The following is an 18,103-nucleotide window of genomic DNA, read 5'->3' on the forward strand; positions in this document are numbered from 1 at the left end:
CCAACGATTTTCGGTATACCGTTGGTCAAGCCAACGTTGGCTTGACCAATCGATTTCCGAGGATGGCCATGACCACAACAGTCGGCTCCGCCCGGCTCCCCTCCGACCCCGCCGCTCCCGACCCCCGGCGCTGGTGGGCGCTCACCGCGGTCGCCACGGCTCAGTTGATGATCGGCCTCGATCTCACGATCGTGAACATCGCGCTGCCGTCGATGCAGAGATCACTGGACCTGTCGGACCCGGACCGCCAGTGGGTGATCACGCTCTTCGCTCTGGGCTACGGGGGCCTGCTGCTCCTGGGCGGCCGCCTGTCCGACCTCATCGGCCGCAGGCGCAGCCTGATGATCGGGCTGACCGGGTTCGCCCTGGCCTCCGCGCTCGGCGGAGCGGCGGTCACCCCGGCGATGCTGCTCACCTCCCGCGCCCTCCAGGGCGTCTTCGGTGCCCTGCTCACGCCGTCCGTGCTGGCGACCCTCGCCGCCACCTTCGCCACGCCCGCCGAGCGCGGAAAGGCGTTCGGCATCTACGGCACCGCCATGGGCAGCTCCTCCGGCCTGGGCGTCATCCTCGGCGGGCTCCTCACCGACTACCTCGACTGGCGCTGGTGCATGTACGTGAACCTGCCCATCGCGGTCGCCGCCGGAGCCGGAGTGCTCTACGCCGTCCGTCCCGCCCCCCGCGCGACCGGCGTACGCGTCGACATCGCCGGCGCGCTGCTCGCCACCGCCGGCCTGATGGCCCTGGTATTCGGCTTCGCCCGAGCCGAACCCGACGGCTGGGGCGCGGCGACCACCGTCGGGCCACTGGCCGTCGGCGTCCTGGCACTGGTCGCCTTCGTGTGGGTGCAGAGCCGGGTCGCCGGCCCCCTGCTGCCGCTACGCGTGATCCTCGACCGCCGCCGGGGCGGGTCGTATCTGGCGGTGTTCAGCCTGGCGGTCGGCATGTTCGCCGCGCTGTTCTTCCTCACCTTCTATCTGCAGAATGTGCTCGGCTACTCACCGCTCCGGTCGGGCCTGGCCTTCTTGCCGCTCACCGCCGGGCTCATGGTCGGCGTGCGGATGGTGAGCCCCCTCCTGATGCGCGCGCCGGTGCGGTCGCTGCTCGTCCCCGGACTGCTGACCATCGCCTCCGGGCTCGCGCTGCTCGGTCTCATCCGGGTCGACAGCGGCTACTGGCTGCACGTGCTTCCCGTGTTCGCGCTGGTCGGTCTCGGCACCGGATGGGTGCTGGTCACCGCCAACAGCACCGCCACCCTCGGCGCCGGAGCCGACACCGCCGTGGCCGGCGCCATGGTCATGACCTCGCAGCAGATCGGCGCGTCCCTCGGCACCGCACTGCTCAGCACGATCGCCGGGACCGCCGCCGCGGACTATCTCCGCACGCATCCCGCGTCGGCCCCTCAGGCGGCCGTTCACGGCTTCACCGTCGCGAGCCTCGGCGCCGCGGGCTTCCTCTGCCTCGCCGCACTCGCGGTCTTCCTCATCACCGGCCGGGACAACTCCCAGCGTTAGCGAGCACCGATGCGTCCTCGCAGGCGTCGCCGCGGTGTCACGTCAGCAGCCACAGGGCCAGGCCGATGATCACAGCCCAGCAGAGGATCCCGGTCGCGGTGATGCCCATGAGGCCGCGGAGCCGGTAGCGCCTGCCGGGCCGGCCGTACGAAAGAAGGACGTCGAAGGGGGGCGAGTCTGACTGCTGAGCGGGCTGTCGCAGGATCACGGTCGCTCCAGTGCGGTTCAGATGGAGACCTCTTCGGCGTCGTCTGCTACCCAGAATTGACCATCCATGTCATCACGCGGCGATAGGAACTGTACGAGTGTGAGGGTCCGGGTCACCACCCGAGGCCGTCCGCTCCGCTCGCCGGCTCGTCGCGGAATCTTCTCATCGCATCACCGATGAGTTTCCGCGGGGGCGGACGTTTCATGTGTCGTAACCTCGGTGACCCCCACCGATCAGCCAAGGAGGCCGCATCGTGGACTGGACGCTTGAACTCGTGGTCGTGCCCGTTTCTGACGTGGACCGCGCGAAGACCTTCTACATCGACAACGCCGGATTCACCCTGGAAGTCGACCACAGCGCCGGGGAAGACTTCCGGGTGGTCCAGCTGACGCCGCCCGGCTCGGCCTGCTCGATCGCCCTCATGCGCAACATCGCGGCGCCGGGCTCGCTGCAGGGCCTGCACCTGGTCGTCTCCGACATCGACGCGGCGCGCGCCGAGCTCCTCGGGCGGGGGATCGCCGCCAGCGAGATCTTCCACTTCGGGCCGAACGGCCAGACGCCGGGACCCGACCCGCAGCGCGCGAGCTACAACTCGTTCTTGTCCTTCAGCGACCCGGACGGCAACGGCTGGCTGGTCCAGGAGGTCAAGCGCGACGGATCGCCCGCGTGATCATGAACTCGACGCGAGAAAACGCCACGCACATGCCGACCGATGAGATCCACGCCGCTCTGTCCGGCGACGAGTCCGCCTTCGCCGAGCTCACCGAGCGCCACCGGCGTGAGCTGCACGTCCACTGCTATCGGATGCTCGCCTCGTTCGACGAGGCCGAGGACGCCGTGCAGGAGACGCTCCTGCGGGCCTGGCGGAGCCGCGACAGCTTCGACGGCAGCTCTCTGTTCCGCGCGTGGCTCTACCGGATCGCCACGAACGTCTGTCTCGACATGCTCCGGCGCACTTCACGTCATCTGACGATGATGCACTCCTTCGCCGAGGTAACGTGGCTCCAGCCGTACCCCGACCGCCTGCTGGACGAGGTCGCGCCCAGCGACGAGCAGCCGGACGCGGTCGCGGTGGCGCGGGAGACGATCGAGCTGGCGTTCGTGGCCGCCATGCAGGTCCTTCCGCCGAGGCAGCGGGCGGCCTTCATCGCCCGTGACGTGCTCGGGTGGGCGGCCAGTGAAACCGCGGCCGCCCTGGACACGAGCGTCGCCGCGGCCAACAGCGCCCTCCAGCGCGCCCGCGCCACCATGCAGAACCACCTGCCGGCGCGCCGCGCCGAATGGCCCGCGCGGGAGCTGAACGAGGAGGAGCGCACCCTGCTCGGGCGGTTCATCGACGCGCACGAACGGTGTGACGCCGCAGCGGCCGTCGCCATCGCGGCGCAGGACCTCCGCATCACGATGCCGCCTCACCCCATGTGCTTCGAGGGGCTGGCGATGATCACCCCGCTGCTCGAACGCGCCCTGGGAGAGGACAGGGACGGCGACTGGCGCCTCCTGCCCACGCAGGCCAACCGGATGCCCACCGCCGCGAGCTACCTGCGCCGGCCCGGCGACTCCGAGTTCCGCGCGTTCAAGTTCGACGTCCTGCGCGTCGAGAACGGCGTGATCGCCGAGATCACGACCTTCGGCCCGGAGCTGTTCCCGGCGTTCGGCCTCCCGCCGACGCTCTGAGGAGATCCCCGTACGGCACGGGCGTCGCCGAGCTGGGCGGCCTTCCGGCTTCAATCGGAAGGCACAGCCGCCCGGCTCGGCACCCGTGCTCGGGGGATCCGCCGGCCGGGCTTGACGATCCCACCGAAGGATGATGGGATCCCACGTCAGCGTCGCGGTGCACCCGGCAGAGAGACCGCCGTGGGCATGGAGGCGCCGAATCATGGGACGACCATGGAAACATCCAACGAGCCGAGCGGCCGCCTCGCGGCGTTCGGCAACCAGCTGATCGAAGTCCACCTCTGGCTCCGCGAGGAGCTCGCCCGGCTCCGTGAGGCCGTCGACGTCTACCTCGACGGCGGTGGGGACCGGCCCCGGGACCTGCGGGCGCACTGCCTGACCTTCTGCTCGGCGGTCGATCGGCATCACACCGGCGAAGACGGCGGGGCCTTCCCCGTCCTGGCTGAGCGATTCCCCGAGTTGCGGCCCGTGCTGGAGGAGCTGACACGCGACCATCACATGGTGGCCGACATCCTGCGCCGGCTGGAACACCTCCTCCGCGATCTGGAGCCCGTCGCGGCCGAGGCGCAACGCGTACGCGCCGAGCTGGACGGCCTGGCCGCCCTGCTGGAGTCGCATTTCGTCTACGAAGAGAAACGGATCGTCTCGGCCCTCAATTCGCTGACCGCCCCCGGCTGGGACGCCTCCCGGCCCGGCTTCCTGCTGACCGGCATCACCAGCGGCTAGTGCCTACGGGCAGATCTTCTCGTACGGCTCGCCCGGCAGGTACTGATCCCACTCCTGCCTGGTGAGGGGGCGACCGGCGATGGCGCAGATCGAGGAGACCGGGTCGCGTGGCGGCCCGACATCCCACAGCCGAGCTCCATTGGTTCCGGTGGTCGCCAGGGTCCTACCGTCAGGGCTGAAAGCCGACGATGTGAGGGACCCGGTGAGGGGAGGGCCGACCTGCTTGTAGGTGGCGAGATCCCACAGCCGGACACTGCCATCCTGGCTGCCGCCGGCCAGGCTCTTGCCGTCCGGGCTGAAGGCGAGCTCCGTGAGGAAGCCGGCGTGGCCGAGGGGAATGCCGATCTGCTTGCGGGTGGCGAGGCTCCACAGCCGCACAGTGCTCTCACCGGTGAGTCCGCCCTCGCCGCCGTCGGCCGGGGGCCCGCCCTCAGACCTCAAGGCGCCATCCCTCACCTCCCCGGTGGCGAGAGTCGTGCCGTCAGGGCTGAAGGCCAGCACCTCGACGTCGCCGGTGTGCCGGAAGGGGCCGCCGAGTTGCTCGCGGGTAACGGCGTCCCACAGCCGGACGGTGCCGTCGGCTTCACGGCCGGCGGCGGCCACGGTCCTGCCGCCCGGGCCGAAGGCCACAAGGTCGGCGAATCTCATGGAGTCACCGGTGAGCGGGCGGCCGATCCGTTTGTGGGTTGGGATGTCCCACAGCCGGACATCCTGGCCGGCGTCCACAGTGCCGAGGACCTTGCCGTCGGTGGTGAAGCTCATGTCGTAGACGGAGCCCCCGTGCTCGGTAAGGGCGGTTCCCGCCTGCTCGCGGGTGGCGACATCCCACAACCGAACAACGCCGTCTTGGCCACCGGTCGCCAAGGTCGTGCCGTCACGGCTGAAAGCCAGCACCGTGACATAGCCGGTCTTTCCACGGAGAGCACCACGCTGCTTGCGGGTGGCGGCGTCCCACAGCCAGACGGTGTCGTCGCCGACTGTGGCGAGGGTGGTCCGGTCAGGGCTGAAGGCCACCGCGTAGGCCGCGCCGACCTGATCCGTAAGTGGAGTGCCCGCCTGCTTCCCCCCGGCCGCATCCCACAACCGGACGGTGTCGTCACCGCCGACAGTGGCCAGGGTGGCGCCATCCGGGCTGAAGGCCATCGACCGGACAAAGCTGGGTTGCCCGGTGAGCGGGATGCCGAGCGGTTCGTGGGTGGCCAGATTCCACAGCCGGACACGGCCATCGTGGTCGGCGGCGGCCAGGGCCGTACGGCTGAGGGCCAGCGCCCTGACGCCGCCCTTGTGGCCGGCGAGGGGAGGTCCGATCGGTTTGTGGGCGGCCACGTCCCACAGCAGGACGCTGCCGTCGTCGCCACCGGTCGCCAGCGTCCTCCCATCGGGGCTGAAGCCCACGGCGGTGACGTCCTCCCTGGTGTGGCTCGCCGGGGAAGGGCTGATCCGTTCGTGGGTGGCGAGGTCCCACAGCCCGGTGCCGGGGCCGAATCCGAAGGTGGCCACGGTCTTGCCGTCCGGACTGAAGGCGACGGCGTCGGTCTCTTCGTCGCCCCTGAAGACGCCGCCGATCTGCTTGTGAGTGGCGAGGTCCCACGTTCTTGCGCCATCTTCTCCCGCCGTGGCCAGGGTCCTGCCGTCCGGGCTGAAAGCCACCACGTGAACGGGCCCACTGTGGCCGGTGAGAGGGCTCCCCACCTCCTTGTGGCCGGCCCTGTCCCACAGGCGTACGGTCCGGTCGTCACCGACTGTGGCGAGCGTCCCGCCGTCAGGGCTGAAGGCCACGGAGTGGACGGAGCCGGTATGGCCCGCGAGAGGACTCCCCACCTGCTTGCGGGTGGCCCTGTCCCACAGTCGTACGGTTCCGTCGTGGCCAGTGGTGGCCAAGGTCGCGCCGTCAGGGCTGAAGGTCACGGACGTGGCGTCGTCCAAGATGCCTCGGATGGGCATCGCCAGAGCGTTCAGCATGGCGTGGCGGGCTTCGTCCGTGGCGGCGAAGTGCCCCGCGGCGGCGGCCAGTAGCCCGGACACGACGACGTCGGTGCCGGTCAGGCTGATGCTCTGCGCGGCCAGCTGTCGCGACAGAGCGTCTTTGTGCCGGGCCTCGGCCGTACGCTCCGACCTGACGGCGGCCAGGGACGCGAGCGAAGCTATGAGGGATAGAGCAGTCAAACCGGCCACGCCGATGCGTGCCCAGCGCCTGCGGCGAGTGGCGGCCTGCTCGGCGCGTTCGGCGGCGTGCTTGGAAGCGGCGAGGAACTCCTCGGCCGTCTCCCCCATGGGTGGGTAACGGCCGGGGTCGGCATCCCAGCCGGCGCGGGCCTGCCGGACGGCCGTCAGGCGAGCGCCCTGATAGAGGAACGACGGGTCTTCGCCATGATCGCTCCAGTCGCGGGCGTCGTCGAGGAGCTGGCCGTATACGGCGTGCCCGGCCTGATCCTCGCTCAGCCAGCCGCGTAACCGCGGCCACGCCTGCAGCAGGCAGTCATGGGCGATCTCCGCGGTCGTGTCGTTGAGCACGATCAGCCGTCTGGCGGTGAAAGCGTCCAGGACCGCGTCGACGTCATCGGCGTGATCGCCCTGACCGTACAGCTCGGTTCGGCTCACGCGGCGGCGGGCGAGCTGTCCGTCACGGGAGACCAACGTCATCCGGTGGAAGACGCTTCGGGCGATGACCTGCCGGTCCGGCGGAAGACCGTCGTAAACCGTGTCCGCGCTGGTCTGCACGGCGTGCTCGATGCCGCCCCCCAGGCCGTATCCACGGCTGGTCAACCGGTTACCCTCGCGGTTCTCCCAGGTCAGCAGCATCGCCTGGGACAGCAGAGGCAGCACACCCGCGCCGTAGCCGTCCCGTGAGCCGAGCTCATCCAAAATGGCGTCAGCGAGCCCGGATTCGAGCTCCAGGCCGGCGGCCGCGGCCGGGCCCGCGATGACGCGGCGCAGCTCGGGCCCGGTCATCGGGCCGACCACGAACTGCCCGTCCTGCAGCGCTTCGGCCAATGCCGGATAGCCGGCGCATCGATCGGCCAGGTCACCGCGTACGGCCACGACGATCAGCGCGCGGGGCTGCTGGTCCGGCCCAGTCGGCAGCGTGCCGGCCGAGGTCAACGCCGAGATGAACGCCTCCCTCTGGCCGGTTTCGCCGGACGTGAAGACCTCCTCGAACTGGTCCACTACCATCACCAGACGCGCCCGATCCGGGCTGCCAGAAGCGATCATGGCTTGCCGTACGAGCAGGTGAGTGTCGTGCGGGTGGTCGGCCAGGGCACGCCGGACAGCGACCGGGTCCGCGGCGCCCAGAGCCGCCAGATGGGTGGCCAACTCGTCCAGCGGCGCCCGGGTCGGGGTGATGAGAAGCCGCGGCCACTGCTCAGATCCCGGCACGGGAAGCAGTCCGCGAGCCAGGGCGGGCAGCAGCCCCGCGCGTAACAGCGAGGATTTGCCCGCCCCGGAGGCGCCGGTGACCACCACCGTTCCCGGCCCGCTCAGCCGTTCGGCCAGCTTGCCCACCAGACGCGCGGTCGCCTGCTCCCGCCCGTAGAAGATCGGGGCATGGTCGGCCTCGAACGGCCACAGCCCTCGGTAGGGGCTGCCGCGCTCCCATCGCGTGACGTCCGCGTCTTCTCGACGGGCCTGCTTGAGGATCGCCAGGTCCTCGCGGATGAGCATCAGCTGAGTCGATTGCTCCCGCATCCGGTCGCGGTCGTGGCGTTGCTCGGCATCCTGACGATGCAGGGTCTCCTGGATCGCCGAGGCGGCCCGGTCGATGCCGGCGAGCAGGAAGGCGAACTCCGCGAATTCGGCGCTGAGCGCGGCGAACGCCTGGGCCACCTGTGCCTGCAGGACCCGGTTGCCGCTGTCGATGGCCACTTCCAGGGCGACACCCGCGGCGTCGATCTCGCGCAGCATCGCCGCGATCTCCGCCCTGAGGCGCTCGCCGTGGGCGTTGCCGGTGGCGAGCATCTGCCCGATCCGCTCATACAACTCCCGCTCGACCTCGTCAGGCCGGGGTTCGCCGGTACGGCGGCGCAGCACGACCAGCGACCCGCTGATCACCTGGCTGAGGATGTTGGTCCCGACTCCGGCCGCCACGCCGATGCCTGCCAGGGCTACTTCACCCGGTGGCGCCAATGCCAACGGGGCCAAGGCACCGGCGGAGAGCGCGGCCAGCAGCGCCGGGGGCGTCATCTTCGCCATACCGGCCGACGCCTGCCGCGCCACCGCCGCCGCCAGCCCCGCACGGGCCTGCTCCCGCGCAGCGCGGGCTCTCGGCTGTTCGCTATCGGCCGCCATCAAAGGTCACCCAACCGGGAGTCCGGACAGTGAAGCTTCCATCGAGCTATCGCTGAAATGCCGGCATGCGCTACCGAGCTATGAGCGTCACCCGGGCGGAGGATGCAGGGTGCGTCCCGTCTGGTCCAAACCCCATTTTCCCACCTAGCCTGGGCATATAGAGGTCGAGGGGAGGCCCGGGGGTGATGAAGACAGAGATCGACTACGAGGCGATGTTCAACGCCGGCCCAGTTCCGACGCTGCTGCTGACGCCGGACTTCACCATGGTCGCAGCCAACGACGCCTTTCTGGAGGTGACGCAGCGGACCCGGGCGGAGCTGATCGGCCATTGCGTCTTCACCGCTTTCCCCGACAACCCCGACACCGCCGACGATCCCGAGGCGCAGGGGATCAAGGTTCTGCGGGATTCGCTGGAACGCGTGCTCGCCACCGGCAAACGGGACACCATGGCGCTGCAAAGGTACGACGTCGAGCCGCCGGGGATGCCCGGCGTGTTCGAGGAACGGCACTGGAGCACGGTCAACACCCCGGTCCTCGGGCCGGACGGAAAGGTCAAACTGATCATTCACAGCACCGAGGAGGTCACCGACTTCCTCCAGCAGCTGAGGTGGTCAAGCCGGCGAGGCGTCACCGGCGCACGGGCGAAGCTCAAGGCGATGGAGAACCACCTCTACGCCCGCAACCGGGAGCTTCAGGACCTCAACGAACGGCTCAAGCAGACCCACAGGGAACAAACCCAGACCACATCGGCGCTGCGGGACTCCATCAGGCGGCAGCGGCAGTTCGTCATCGACGCGTCCCACGACCTGCGCAACCCGATCGCCGGGCTCCTGACCGAACTCGAGGTCGCACTTTCAGAACCCCACATCGACATGCAGCAGATTCTGCGCAGATTGCTGCGGAACGCCGAGCGACTCAACGACATCGTGGCCGATCTCCTCGCCCTGGCCCGCCTGGACACCACGGCGCCCGCCGCCACGGAACTGATCGACCTGGCCCAGCTCGTCGTGGACGAACTCGAACGCCGCACCGTCAACGCCGCCGTCCACCCGCGACTCGATCAGCACGTGACGGTGTACGCCTCCCGGATCCCCTTGACCCGGCTCCTGGCCAACCTCCTGGCCAACGCCGAACGGCACACCTCTACGAAGATCGAGATCGTGGTCACCACCGACCCGCCCGAGGCGGTCCTCGAGGTGATCGACGACGGGCCCGGCATCGCGCCGGGCGATCGCGAAAGGATCTTCGAACGCCTCTACCGGCTCGACGACGCCCGCCGCCAGGACCCCGGCGGCTCCGGGCTCGGTCTGTCGATCGCCCGCGAGATCGCCCAGGCCTACGGCGGCCGCCTGTACGCCGCCGATCACCCCACCGGCGCCCGCTTCGTTCTCCGCCTCCCCCTCGCCGCCTAGGGACTTCTCTATCCCCCCGCGTCTTGGGGGTACCAGCGGAGTTCGACGGTGTTGCCGTCGGGGTCCCGCACGTAGACGGAGGTCGCCGTGCCACGAGCGCCGAACCGGTCCACGGGCCCTTCGATGACGGTGAAGACGCCGGAGTCGATTACCTCGTGCCAGTCCAGCGGTTCCACGACCAGGCAGATATGGTCGACGTTCGACTCCCCCCGGGGGCGGCGGACCAGGTCGATGATGGTCTCCGGAGTGACCCTCACCGAGGGAAACGGGGCATCGCCGGCCCGCCACTCGGCGACGCGTACCGGCTCCAGACCGAGAAGCCCGCAGTAGAACTCCAGTGCGCGCTCGACGTCCCGGACGTTGAGCACCAGGTGATCGAAGGCTTTGACCCGCATGATGGTCACCTCGACTCCAGGTCGTAGGCCTGACGCAGCCAGTCGGTGAACAGGGCCTGATCGATGTCGCCCACCTGATGAAGCTTCACGGAAGCCATCTGACGGGCACCCGCGGTGAGACGCCCGGACGGGTCGGCGACTTCCTGCCCGTGCCACAGCCCGAACGTGAGGTACGACCGGTACGCCTTGAGCAGGCAAACGGGGTTCTTTCCCGGCTTGTCGCCGAGGCTCCAGGTCGGATGGCCGTGCCACATCGTGCCGCTGACGCCGGGCAGCGCCGCGTCGATGAGGAGAGACAGCTCCTCGCCGATCTCCCGCAATGGGTCGTCGAGTGCGGCCAGGTAGTCGGCGATGCCGGTTTCGCGGACATCGGTGTTGATGCGCATGCGGGTAGCTCCAAGTGTCCGATAGGGCCGATCGCCGTACTTCCGCGCGACCGGATGACGCTCTCCACGATGCCCCGGACAACAGCGGCCACCAAGCCACGATGGAGCTACGATCGTTGACTCGAACTAAACGACGGAGAGTCCATGCTGGAGCGGCACGAGATCGAGATCTTCTTGACTCTCGCCGAGGAGCTGCACTTCGGCCGCACCGCCGAGCGTCTGAGGGTGACGACCGGGCGGATCAGCCAGGTGATCAAGAAGCTGGAGCGCCGCATCGGCGCTCCACTGTTCGAGCGCACCAGCCGCGTCGTCCGCCTGACCCCGATCGGACGGCGGCTGGCCGAGGATCTGAGGCCCTTAGCGGCCCAGATGGACGAGGCGGTAAGCAGAGCCATCGACGCCGGCCGCGGTGTCACCGGACGACTGCGGGTGGCCTTCCTCGGCGAGTGGACGGCGCCGGTGCTGCTCAAGGCCGTCAGCCTGTTCGCCGAGCGCCACCCGGACTGTCAGGTCGACGTTCACGAAGCGCAGCTCTTCAACTCGCGATCGAGCCTGCTCGACGGCTCCATCGACATCCTCTTCGCCTCGTATCCTTTCGACGGCATGGCCTGCGGGCCCACCCTGCTGACGGAAGGCCGTGTCCTGGCCGTGGCCGCGGGTCACCCGCTGGCCCGCGAGAAGTCGGTCTCCCTCGAAGTTCTCGCCGGGCATCCCGTGGTGCAATACCCCTCGGTGACATCGGCGGAGTTCAAGCGCGACCGCACACCCGGCCACACGCCGTCGGGCCGGCCGGTGCCCAAAGGGCCGGCGGGCAACACATTCTCCGAGATGCTGTCCCTCGTCGCGCTGGGCAAGGGCGTCCTGCCTGTGGGCGAACACAGCCAGCGGTACTACCCCCGCCCGGACATCGCGTACGTCCCGATCCACGACGCCCCACCAATCGAACGAGGGCTGGTCTGGCTGGAAACCAATACGACGGCACGTGTGCGCGAGTTCGTCCGCGCCGCGACGGACGCCAACCACCGGACGGCCTCGGCCGCGCCGAGTGAGCGGTGACGGGCCGGGAAAGGGGCGGTCATGAGCACGTGTTACGGCGCGGGACCCGGCGGGATGACCCCGGATGGCTGCTCCGTCGAGTTCCGGCAAGCTCAGGTGACGTCGACGAAGCGGAACGGAGAGAGCACCGACGGAAAGGCGACCAGCCTGGTGCGCCAGTAACCGTCCTGCGTGGGGACGAACGCCTTGGCGTACCGGCCGGTCGTGGTTGACCTCACGTAGGCGACCAGCTTCCAGGACGAGGCGCGCTGCTTCTTGAAGTACACGGCGATTTTGGTCTTGGCGAGCGGCTTCGTGCCGTACTTGGCGGTTCCGGTGAGCGTGATGCGACCGCCCTTGGCGACCTCGGCGGGGCTTGCCGTCAGAGTCAGGGTGCGCCCGACGACCGGGAAGCTGTACCGGAAGACGATGGGCTTGGTGTCGCTGTCCTGACGGGAGACGAGTGCGCGGACCTCCCAGGTGCCGCCCGGGTCGCTGCTCTTGACCGTGAACTTCCCGGTGAAGGGGACCGTCGCCGGGGGAAGGCCCTCTATCGGCGCGCCCGGCACGCGCTCCCATTCGACCTCGGCCAGCCGCGTCCCTTTGCCCGGTACGGCGATGACGATGTCGAAGTCGTCGACCGGCTTGGTCCCGGTAGTGGGGTCGCCCCACGCGGTCACCAGCGATCCCCAGAAGGTGACCTCGCTCTCGCCGTCGGCCGGGACGGCCGCGTCGGCCACGTAGAAGTGCTTCACCCCCTCGTCGGCCGCCCGGGTGGCACCCGCGGGGATCACAACGAACCCAGCACAAAGCGCCAGCGCCACCCCGAACGCCCTGAGACTTCGGCTCATTGGAACTCCCCCGCAATAGCCCGAAGATCGAACGACTGGACGAGCGTACTGGCCCTTGATCACTGCTGGTAGTCGAGTACCGAATTCAGGACATGGCGGCGTACGGCTGCGCATGGCTGGAACGATCAACGCCGTCCGCACCGAGCGAAAACCGCTGGTTGGACGAGTTCGGATGCCGTACACGAACACCTCGACGGGGGACGGCCGGCCTCGCATCGCCGTCGCCGAGCGCGAAACCGCGTTCGGCGCCTGCCGGCTCCAGTCGCAGGTGACGCCACACCGGACATGAGGGTGATGGCGCTTGATCAACGAGAGCCTGTCATTTATATGAACTTTGCGATTCCTACGCCCGAATAAATCATATATGTCTGTTCACGCAGCATAAATACGTCATTGTCACAACACACACCTTATCGCGTCCTTAGTGTGGCTAACTTTTGCACTGCCGGACTGGCCGCCCAACCGGCGACCGGTGCCGGGATGTCGAGGAAGGACGCGGATGCGAAAAACCGACATGCACAGGGCCCCCGCAGTCCGGGGTCGCGGGATCAGAAAGTCCTTCGGTGATGTGGTCGCACTCGACGGCGTCGACCTCGACGTGGCGAGTGGGCAGGTCCACGGCCTTGTCGGCCCGAATGGCGCGGGAAAGACGACGCTCCTCGGTCTGCTGTTGGGCCTGGCGGTCGCGGACAGCGGCCGTCTCGAGATCCTGGGTACGCCGGTCGGGCGGACGCTCGCCGTCCCCGACGGTGTCGCGGGTTTCGTGGACGGGCCCGGGCTCTATCCGTCGCTGACCGCGCGGCAGAACCTCTCGGCCCTGGCCTCACTGCGCGGGTACGACGCCGGTCGCACCGCAGGTGTCGACACCGTGCTGGAGCAGGTCGGGCTCACCGACGTCGCCGACGACCGTGTCCGGGGGTTCTCGCTGGGGATGCGCCAGCGGCTCGGGCTGGCCGCCGCGCTGCTCACAAAGCCGCGGCTGCTCGTGCTCGATGAGCCGGCCAACGGTCTGGACCCTGCCGGCAAGCACCACGTGCACCGCGTCATCACCGGACTCGCCACGGACGGGACCGCGGTGGTCCTCTCCAGCCACCGGATGGACGACCTCGCCGCACTGTGCTCCGAGGTCACCATCCTCGCTACCGGACGGGTCGTCTTCTCCGGGCCGGTGAGCAAGCTCGCCGCCGAGAGTGGCGAGCTCGACTACCGGCTGCTCACCTCCGACCCGGCGGCCGCCCACCGGCTGGCGTCAGAGACGCCCGGGCTCCGCGTCGTGTCCGGCCACGACCCCGGTCAACGGCCGGACGCCAGCGTCGTCGTCCGCGGGCCGGTGCCGGCCCTCGACGAGCTGGTCGTACGGCTCGTGCGAGCCGGCGTGGCGCTCCGAGAGCTGGGGCCCGTGGTGGCGCCGCTCGAGGCCGCGTTCCTGGCCCTGACCGGGACCGGCACCATGCCCGCGCGGACCGGCCAGGAGGACCCGCGATGACCGCGACCGTCACCCGACCCCGGGCCGGCGCCCGGCCTGCGCCCGTGCTGCACGGCTATCGGTTCGAGCTGGTCAAGCTGCTCTCCCAGTGGCGGATCCGCCTGCTGCTGCTCGCCTGCTGGATCGCCCCGGCGGCCTTTGTGGCCGTGGTGAGCCTGCAGAGCTCGCTACCCGCCGACACGGTCTTCGGCCGCTGGATGAATGCGACCGGCTGGGCGGGGTCGCTGGTGGTGCTGGACTTCTCGTGCAGCTGGGCGCTCCCGCTGCTGACGGCGCTGGTCGCGGGCGACGTCTTCGCCGTCGAAGACCGGCTTGGCACCTGGCGCCATCTCCTCGTGGCGGTCCGCTCGCCGAGGCGGATCTTCGTGGCGAAGACCCTTGCCAGCCTCACCGTGATCCTTCTGCTGGTTGCCGGGCTGGCCGCGTCGGGCATCGCCGGCGGCCTGGCCGCGGTCGGCAACCGACCGCTCGTAGGCCTGGACGGCCATCTCCTCGCCCCGGCGGACGCGGCCGGCACGGTCCTGCTCGCGTGGGCCTGCGCGTTGGCGCCGACGCTGGCGTTCGCCGCGGTAGGCCTCCTCGGCTCGGTGACCCTTGGCCGCTCTCCGATGGGGCTGCTGATGCCCGCACTGCTCGCCTTCGCGCTGCAGCTCGCACAGCTGCTCCCGCTGCCGGTGGCCGTACGGCAGGCCCTGCCGAGCCACGCCTTCCTCGCCTGGCGCGGGCTCTTCACCAGCCCGGCGCAGGCGGGCCCTCTCCTCATCGGCCTCGCGGTGAGCCTCGCGTGGGCGGTCACCGCCACCGCGCTGGCCTACCGCCTGTTCCTGCGCCGCGACTTCACGGACCTGACATACGACGGATCGGGCCGGCGCGTCCTCGTGGCCGGGGTGCTGCCACTGGCCGGCCTGGTCGCCCTCACCGTCGTAGTTGTCGCCGGCGCGACGTCGGCTGAGGGCTCGGGGATCGAACGGGCCAAGCTGCAGGACTCGCTCGCCACGGCGTACGCCCACCTCTACCGGCTGCAGGCCCGGGAGCTCCATCGCCCCGACGTCACCGAGGGCCGGCTACGGGCCACCGCATCCTGCGACAAGGGCGACTCCCGGGTCCTCGACCAGGGACCGGGCAACGACTGGCGGTGCGTCGTGTCCTGGCGCCTCCCCGGCCCGACCGCCGTGGGCAGCGCCATCTACCAGCTCGACGTCACCGCAGACGGGCGGTACGTCGCCGACGGAGATGGGCCGAAGGAGGTGAACGGCTACTTCCAGGTGCGCACCCCGGGCGGGGACGCGCCCAACCCCCTGTGGCAGTTCGACGGGAACGTCGACCTGCTCGCAAGCACCCCGAAGGAATGATTCATGCACGTCACGCGCCAGCGCGTCGCGAAGGTCCGTCTTGGGCTCTCCGATCGACACACCGGCCGGCGGACCCGCCTCCTCGCGGCCGCCACCACCGCTCTCGTCGTCGCCGGCGGGGGCATCGCCTACGCCTCCACCGATGTGTTCGGCACCGACCAGGTCGGCCAGACCACCGACAAGGGCCTGGTCGTGTCCGGCGACCAGTACATCAAGCCGATCGGTGACCGCCTCGTCATCAACAACGGCAAGATCATGTCGTCCTCGGTCAGCCCGGACGGCACCCACCTCGCGGCCTCGGTCGCCGATGGTGGGATGGCGCTCGCCATCGTTGACCTGAAGAACTGGAATGTGCAGCAGCTCGTCGGCAAGAACGCGGCGGCGAACCTGCGCATCAGCGGCAACGACGTGGGCCAGGAAGGTCCCACGTACTCGCCCGACGGTTCGCAGCTGTGGCTGGGCCAGACCGACGGCTACCGCAAGTTCACCGTGAACCCGGACGGCACCCTCGCCAACCCGACGTTCATCCAGATCCCGGCGGACGGGCCCCGGCACGCGCTGGTGGGTGAGCCGGTGTTCTCGCCCGACGGCTCCACCGTGTACTCAGCCGTCAACGGCCAGAACCGCGTGGTCGCCATCAACGCGGCGACCGGAGCCATCCAGCAGAGCTGGGCCGTGGGCAACGCCCCGCGTGACATGGTCATGGTCGGGACCAAGCTCTACGTCAGCAACGAGGGCGGGCGTCCGGCGGAGCCCGGCGACACCACGATCAACTCCTACAACACCCAGGTGCCGGCCGACCTGATCACCGGCGCCACCACCACCGGCACGGTCAGCGTCATCGACCTGGCGAACCCGGCTGCCGCCGCCACGAGCATCGACGTCGGTCTGCACCCGACCGCCCTGTACGCCAAAAACGGGGCGCTGTTCGTCACCAACACCGCCACCAACGACGTGTCGGTCATCGACACGTCCAGCGACAAGGTCGTCCAGACCATTGCCACCCAGCCGTGGCCGGTGGCCTCGGTGGGCTACGAGCCCGACGCGGTGACGCTCACCGACGACGGTCACCTGCTGGTCACGCTCGGCCGCGCCAACGCGGTCGCCGTCTACCGGTACACCACGCCGCAGGAGCCGGTCAGCTACGTCGGCCTGCTCCCGACGGACTACTTCCCCGCGGAGATCACCACCGTCGGCAACGACGTGCTGGTCTCCAACACCCGCGGTATCGACGCCCGCCGCCCCACCAACAGCGCCGGGCACGGCACCCACGACACGACGTCGAGCCTGCAGCGGTTCACGCTGCCGGACGACTCGGAGATCGCCAAGTCCACGGCCACGGTCTTCGCGCAGAACGGCTGGGGCAAGAACGACGTCAAGCAGACCAAGGGCAACTCCGCGCACGCCGTGCCGGTCCCGAAGCGCCTCGGCGACCCGTCGACCATCAAGCACGTCTTCCTGCTGGTCAAGGAGAACCGAACCTACGACCAGGTCTTCGGTGACGACCCGCGTGGCAACGGCGACCCGTCGCTGGCCCAGTACGGCGAGAACGTGACGCCGAACCAGCACGCGTTGGCGCGTCAGTTCGGGCTGTACGACAACACGTACGACATCGGCACCAACTCCGCCGAGGGCCACAACTGGCTGATGCAGGCCGACGACCCGGAGTACACCGAGTCCAGCGCCGGCGAGTACCTGCGCAGCTACGACACCGAGGACGACGCTCTCGGCCACCAGCGGACCGGCTTCATCTGGACCGGTGCGCAGGCGGCGGGCAAGACCGTGCGGGACTTCGGCGAGTTCCAGCAGTTCCTGACCAAGCCGTCCGGCGCGAGCTGGCAGAACCTGTACTGCGACACCAAGAACATGGAGGCGACCGGGCAGAACACCGCCTACGCCCTGGACTCGTCCTCGCCGATCCCGTCGCTCAACGACGTGTCGGTGCACGGCTTCCCCAAGTTCGACACCAGCGTCCCGGACATCTACCGGTACGAGATCTGGAAGCGTGACTTCGAGGCTAACGGGCCGGCGAACCTGAACATGTTCTGGCTCTCCAGCGACCACACCGGTGGTCCGCCGAACGGGGCCGCTCAGGTCGCCGACAACGACCTGGCCGTCGGCAAGATCGTCCACACCATCTCGCACAGCAAGTGGTGGAAGGACTCCGCGATCTTCGTCGTCGAGGACGACTCCCAGGCCGGCCTCGACCACGTCGACGGCCACCGTGCCCCGATCCAGGTCATCAGCCCCTGGGCCCAGCACGGCACCGTGGACAGCCACTACTACACGCAGATCACCATGATCCGCACCATCGAGCAGATCCTCGGGATTCAGCCGATGAACCAGAAGGACAGCGCCGCCACCCCGATGAGCCGGGCCTTCACCAACAAGCCCGACTACACGCCGTTCAACGCCCTGCCGAACCGCACCTCGCTGACCTTGGGTCTGTCGACCCCGCCGGCCTGCGGTGCGGACGCCCCGGCGCCGCAGAACCCGAACGCCGCGGCCGCGCCGTCGGCGAAGGTGCCGGCGGACAAAAAGGAGGTCGCGGCGAAGTGGGGGGCCTGGAAGTCGCAGCAGCGATTCGCCGGGCCCGACGCCAAGGCCGACTCCGCCAACCCCGCGCAGATGAACCACTTCTCGTGGTACGAGGCACACGACTGGACGAAGCCCTACCCGGGTGAGACCGAGATCTACACACCGGACCAGGTGCCGGGCGCCTACATCCCGTCGTCGGAGAACGACGGCTGACGTAGGCCGATAACATAGAAGGGCCCCTG

Annotated in this window: 14 protein-coding genes; 9 read left to right on the plus strand and 5 right to left on the minus strand. The window is 69.4% G+C overall.

The genetic code is table 11. From position 1 onward, the window contains the following. The first annotated feature begins 68 nt into the window (after positions 1 to 68). Positions 69 to 1,511: an MFS transporter gene (locus tag N5079_RS15985; RefSeq protein ID WP_261584599.1), complete on the plus strand. Its 1,443-nt coding sequence runs from the start codon at positions 69 to 71 to the stop codon at positions 1,509 to 1,511. A gap of 37 nt (positions 1,512 to 1,548) precedes the next feature. On the opposite strand, the gene N5079_RS15990 is transcribed toward N5079_RS15985, so the two are convergent. Next, complete coding sequence (locus tag N5079_RS15990) at positions 1,549 to 1,719, minus strand: hypothetical protein (protein WP_261584600.1); 171 nt, start codon at positions 1,717 to 1,719, stop codon at positions 1,549 to 1,551. 253 nt (positions 1,720 to 1,972) lie between these two features. Between N5079_RS15990 and N5079_RS15995 the strand changes: the two genes are divergently transcribed. The 3 genes from N5079_RS15995 to N5079_RS16005 all read left to right on the plus strand — a co-directional run bounded on the left by N5079_RS15995 (position 1,973) and on the right by N5079_RS16005 (position 4,119). Further along, positions 1,973 to 2,389, plus strand: coding sequence for a VOC family protein (locus N5079_RS15995; RefSeq protein ID WP_261584601.1), 417 nt, complete (start codon positions 1,973 to 1,975; stop codon positions 2,387 to 2,389). A gap of 32 nt (positions 2,390 to 2,421) precedes the next feature. After that, the gene (locus N5079_RS16000; RefSeq protein WP_261584602.1) at positions 2,422 to 3,393 is read left to right on the plus strand and encodes an RNA polymerase subunit sigma-70; all 972 of its coding nucleotides are present in this window, start codon (positions 2,422 to 2,424) and stop codon (positions 3,391 to 3,393) included. A 213-nt stretch (positions 3,394 to 3,606) separates the two neighbouring features. Continuing rightward, positions 3,607 to 4,119: a hemerythrin domain-containing protein gene (locus N5079_RS16005; RefSeq protein ID WP_261584604.1), complete on the plus strand. Its 513-nt coding sequence runs from the start codon at positions 3,607 to 3,609 to the stop codon at positions 4,117 to 4,119. Positions 4,120 to 4,122: 3 nt separating this feature from the next. Here N5079_RS16005 and N5079_RS16010 read toward each other — a convergent pair whose 3' ends face one another. Continuing rightward, on the minus strand, positions 4,123 to 8,406 hold the full coding sequence (locus N5079_RS16010; RefSeq protein ID WP_261584605.1) for an AAA family ATPase: 4,284 nt from the start codon (positions 8,404 to 8,406) through the stop codon (positions 4,123 to 4,125). Positions 8,407 to 8,591: 185 nt separating this feature from the next. Here N5079_RS16010 and N5079_RS16015 point away from each other — a divergent pair, with 185 nt between their 5' ends. Beyond that, positions 8,592 to 9,818, plus strand: coding sequence for a PAS domain-containing sensor histidine kinase (locus N5079_RS16015; protein WP_261584606.1), 1,227 nt, complete (start codon positions 8,592 to 8,594; stop codon positions 9,816 to 9,818). Positions 9,819 to 9,826: 8 nt separating this feature from the next. On the opposite strand, the gene N5079_RS16020 is transcribed toward N5079_RS16015, so the two are convergent. Continuing rightward, entirely contained in the window at positions 9,827 to 10,213 is a 387-nt protein-coding gene (locus tag N5079_RS16020) for a VOC family protein (RefSeq protein ID WP_261584607.1), read from the minus strand. Between the two features lie 5 nt (positions 10,214 to 10,218). Next, complete coding sequence (locus tag N5079_RS16025; RefSeq protein WP_261584608.1) at positions 10,219 to 10,599, minus strand: DUF1801 domain-containing protein; 381 nt, start codon at positions 10,597 to 10,599, stop codon at positions 10,219 to 10,221. Between the two features lie 144 nt (positions 10,600 to 10,743). On the opposite strand from N5079_RS16025, the gene N5079_RS16030 reads away from it, so the two are divergent. Beyond that, positions 10,744 to 11,655 carry a LysR family transcriptional regulator gene (locus tag N5079_RS16030; protein ID WP_261584609.1) on the plus strand — a complete coding sequence of 304 codons (912 nt, stop codon included), beginning with the start codon at positions 10,744 to 10,746 and terminating at the stop codon, positions 11,653 to 11,655. A gap of 92 nt (positions 11,656 to 11,747) precedes the next feature. Here N5079_RS16030 and N5079_RS16035 read toward each other — a convergent pair whose 3' ends face one another. Next, positions 11,748 to 12,485, minus strand: coding sequence for a hypothetical protein (locus N5079_RS16035; protein ID WP_261584610.1), 738 nt, complete (start codon positions 12,483 to 12,485; stop codon positions 11,748 to 11,750). Positions 12,486 to 13,053: 568 nt separating this feature from the next. Here N5079_RS16035 and N5079_RS16040 point away from each other — a divergent pair. Genes N5079_RS16040 through N5079_RS16050 form a run of 3 tightly spaced genes read left to right on the plus strand, consistent with a single transcriptional unit; the run spans position 13,054 to position 18,074 of the window. Next, the gene (locus tag N5079_RS16040; RefSeq protein ID WP_261584611.1) at positions 13,054 to 13,971 is read left to right on the plus strand and encodes an ABC transporter ATP-binding protein; all 918 of its coding nucleotides are present in this window, start codon (positions 13,054 to 13,056) and stop codon (positions 13,969 to 13,971) included. Next, complete coding sequence (locus N5079_RS16045) at positions 13,968 to 15,323, plus strand: ABC transporter permease (protein ID WP_261584613.1); 1,356 nt, start codon at positions 13,968 to 13,970, stop codon at positions 15,321 to 15,323. Before N5079_RS16040 ends, N5079_RS16045 begins: the two co-directional genes overlap by 4 nt. Before the next feature lie 3 nt (positions 15,324 to 15,326). Beyond that, positions 15,327 to 18,074, plus strand: coding sequence for an alkaline phosphatase family protein (locus N5079_RS16050; protein WP_261584614.1), 2,748 nt, complete (start codon positions 15,327 to 15,329; stop codon positions 18,072 to 18,074). The last annotated feature ends 29 nt before the right edge of the window (positions 18,075 to 18,103 follow it).

The organism is Planotetraspora sp. A-T 1434, assembly GCF_025420585.1.
In the GTDB taxonomy this organism is placed as follows: Bacteria; Actinomycetota; Actinomycetes; order Streptosporangiales; family Streptosporangiaceae; genus JAOEGB01.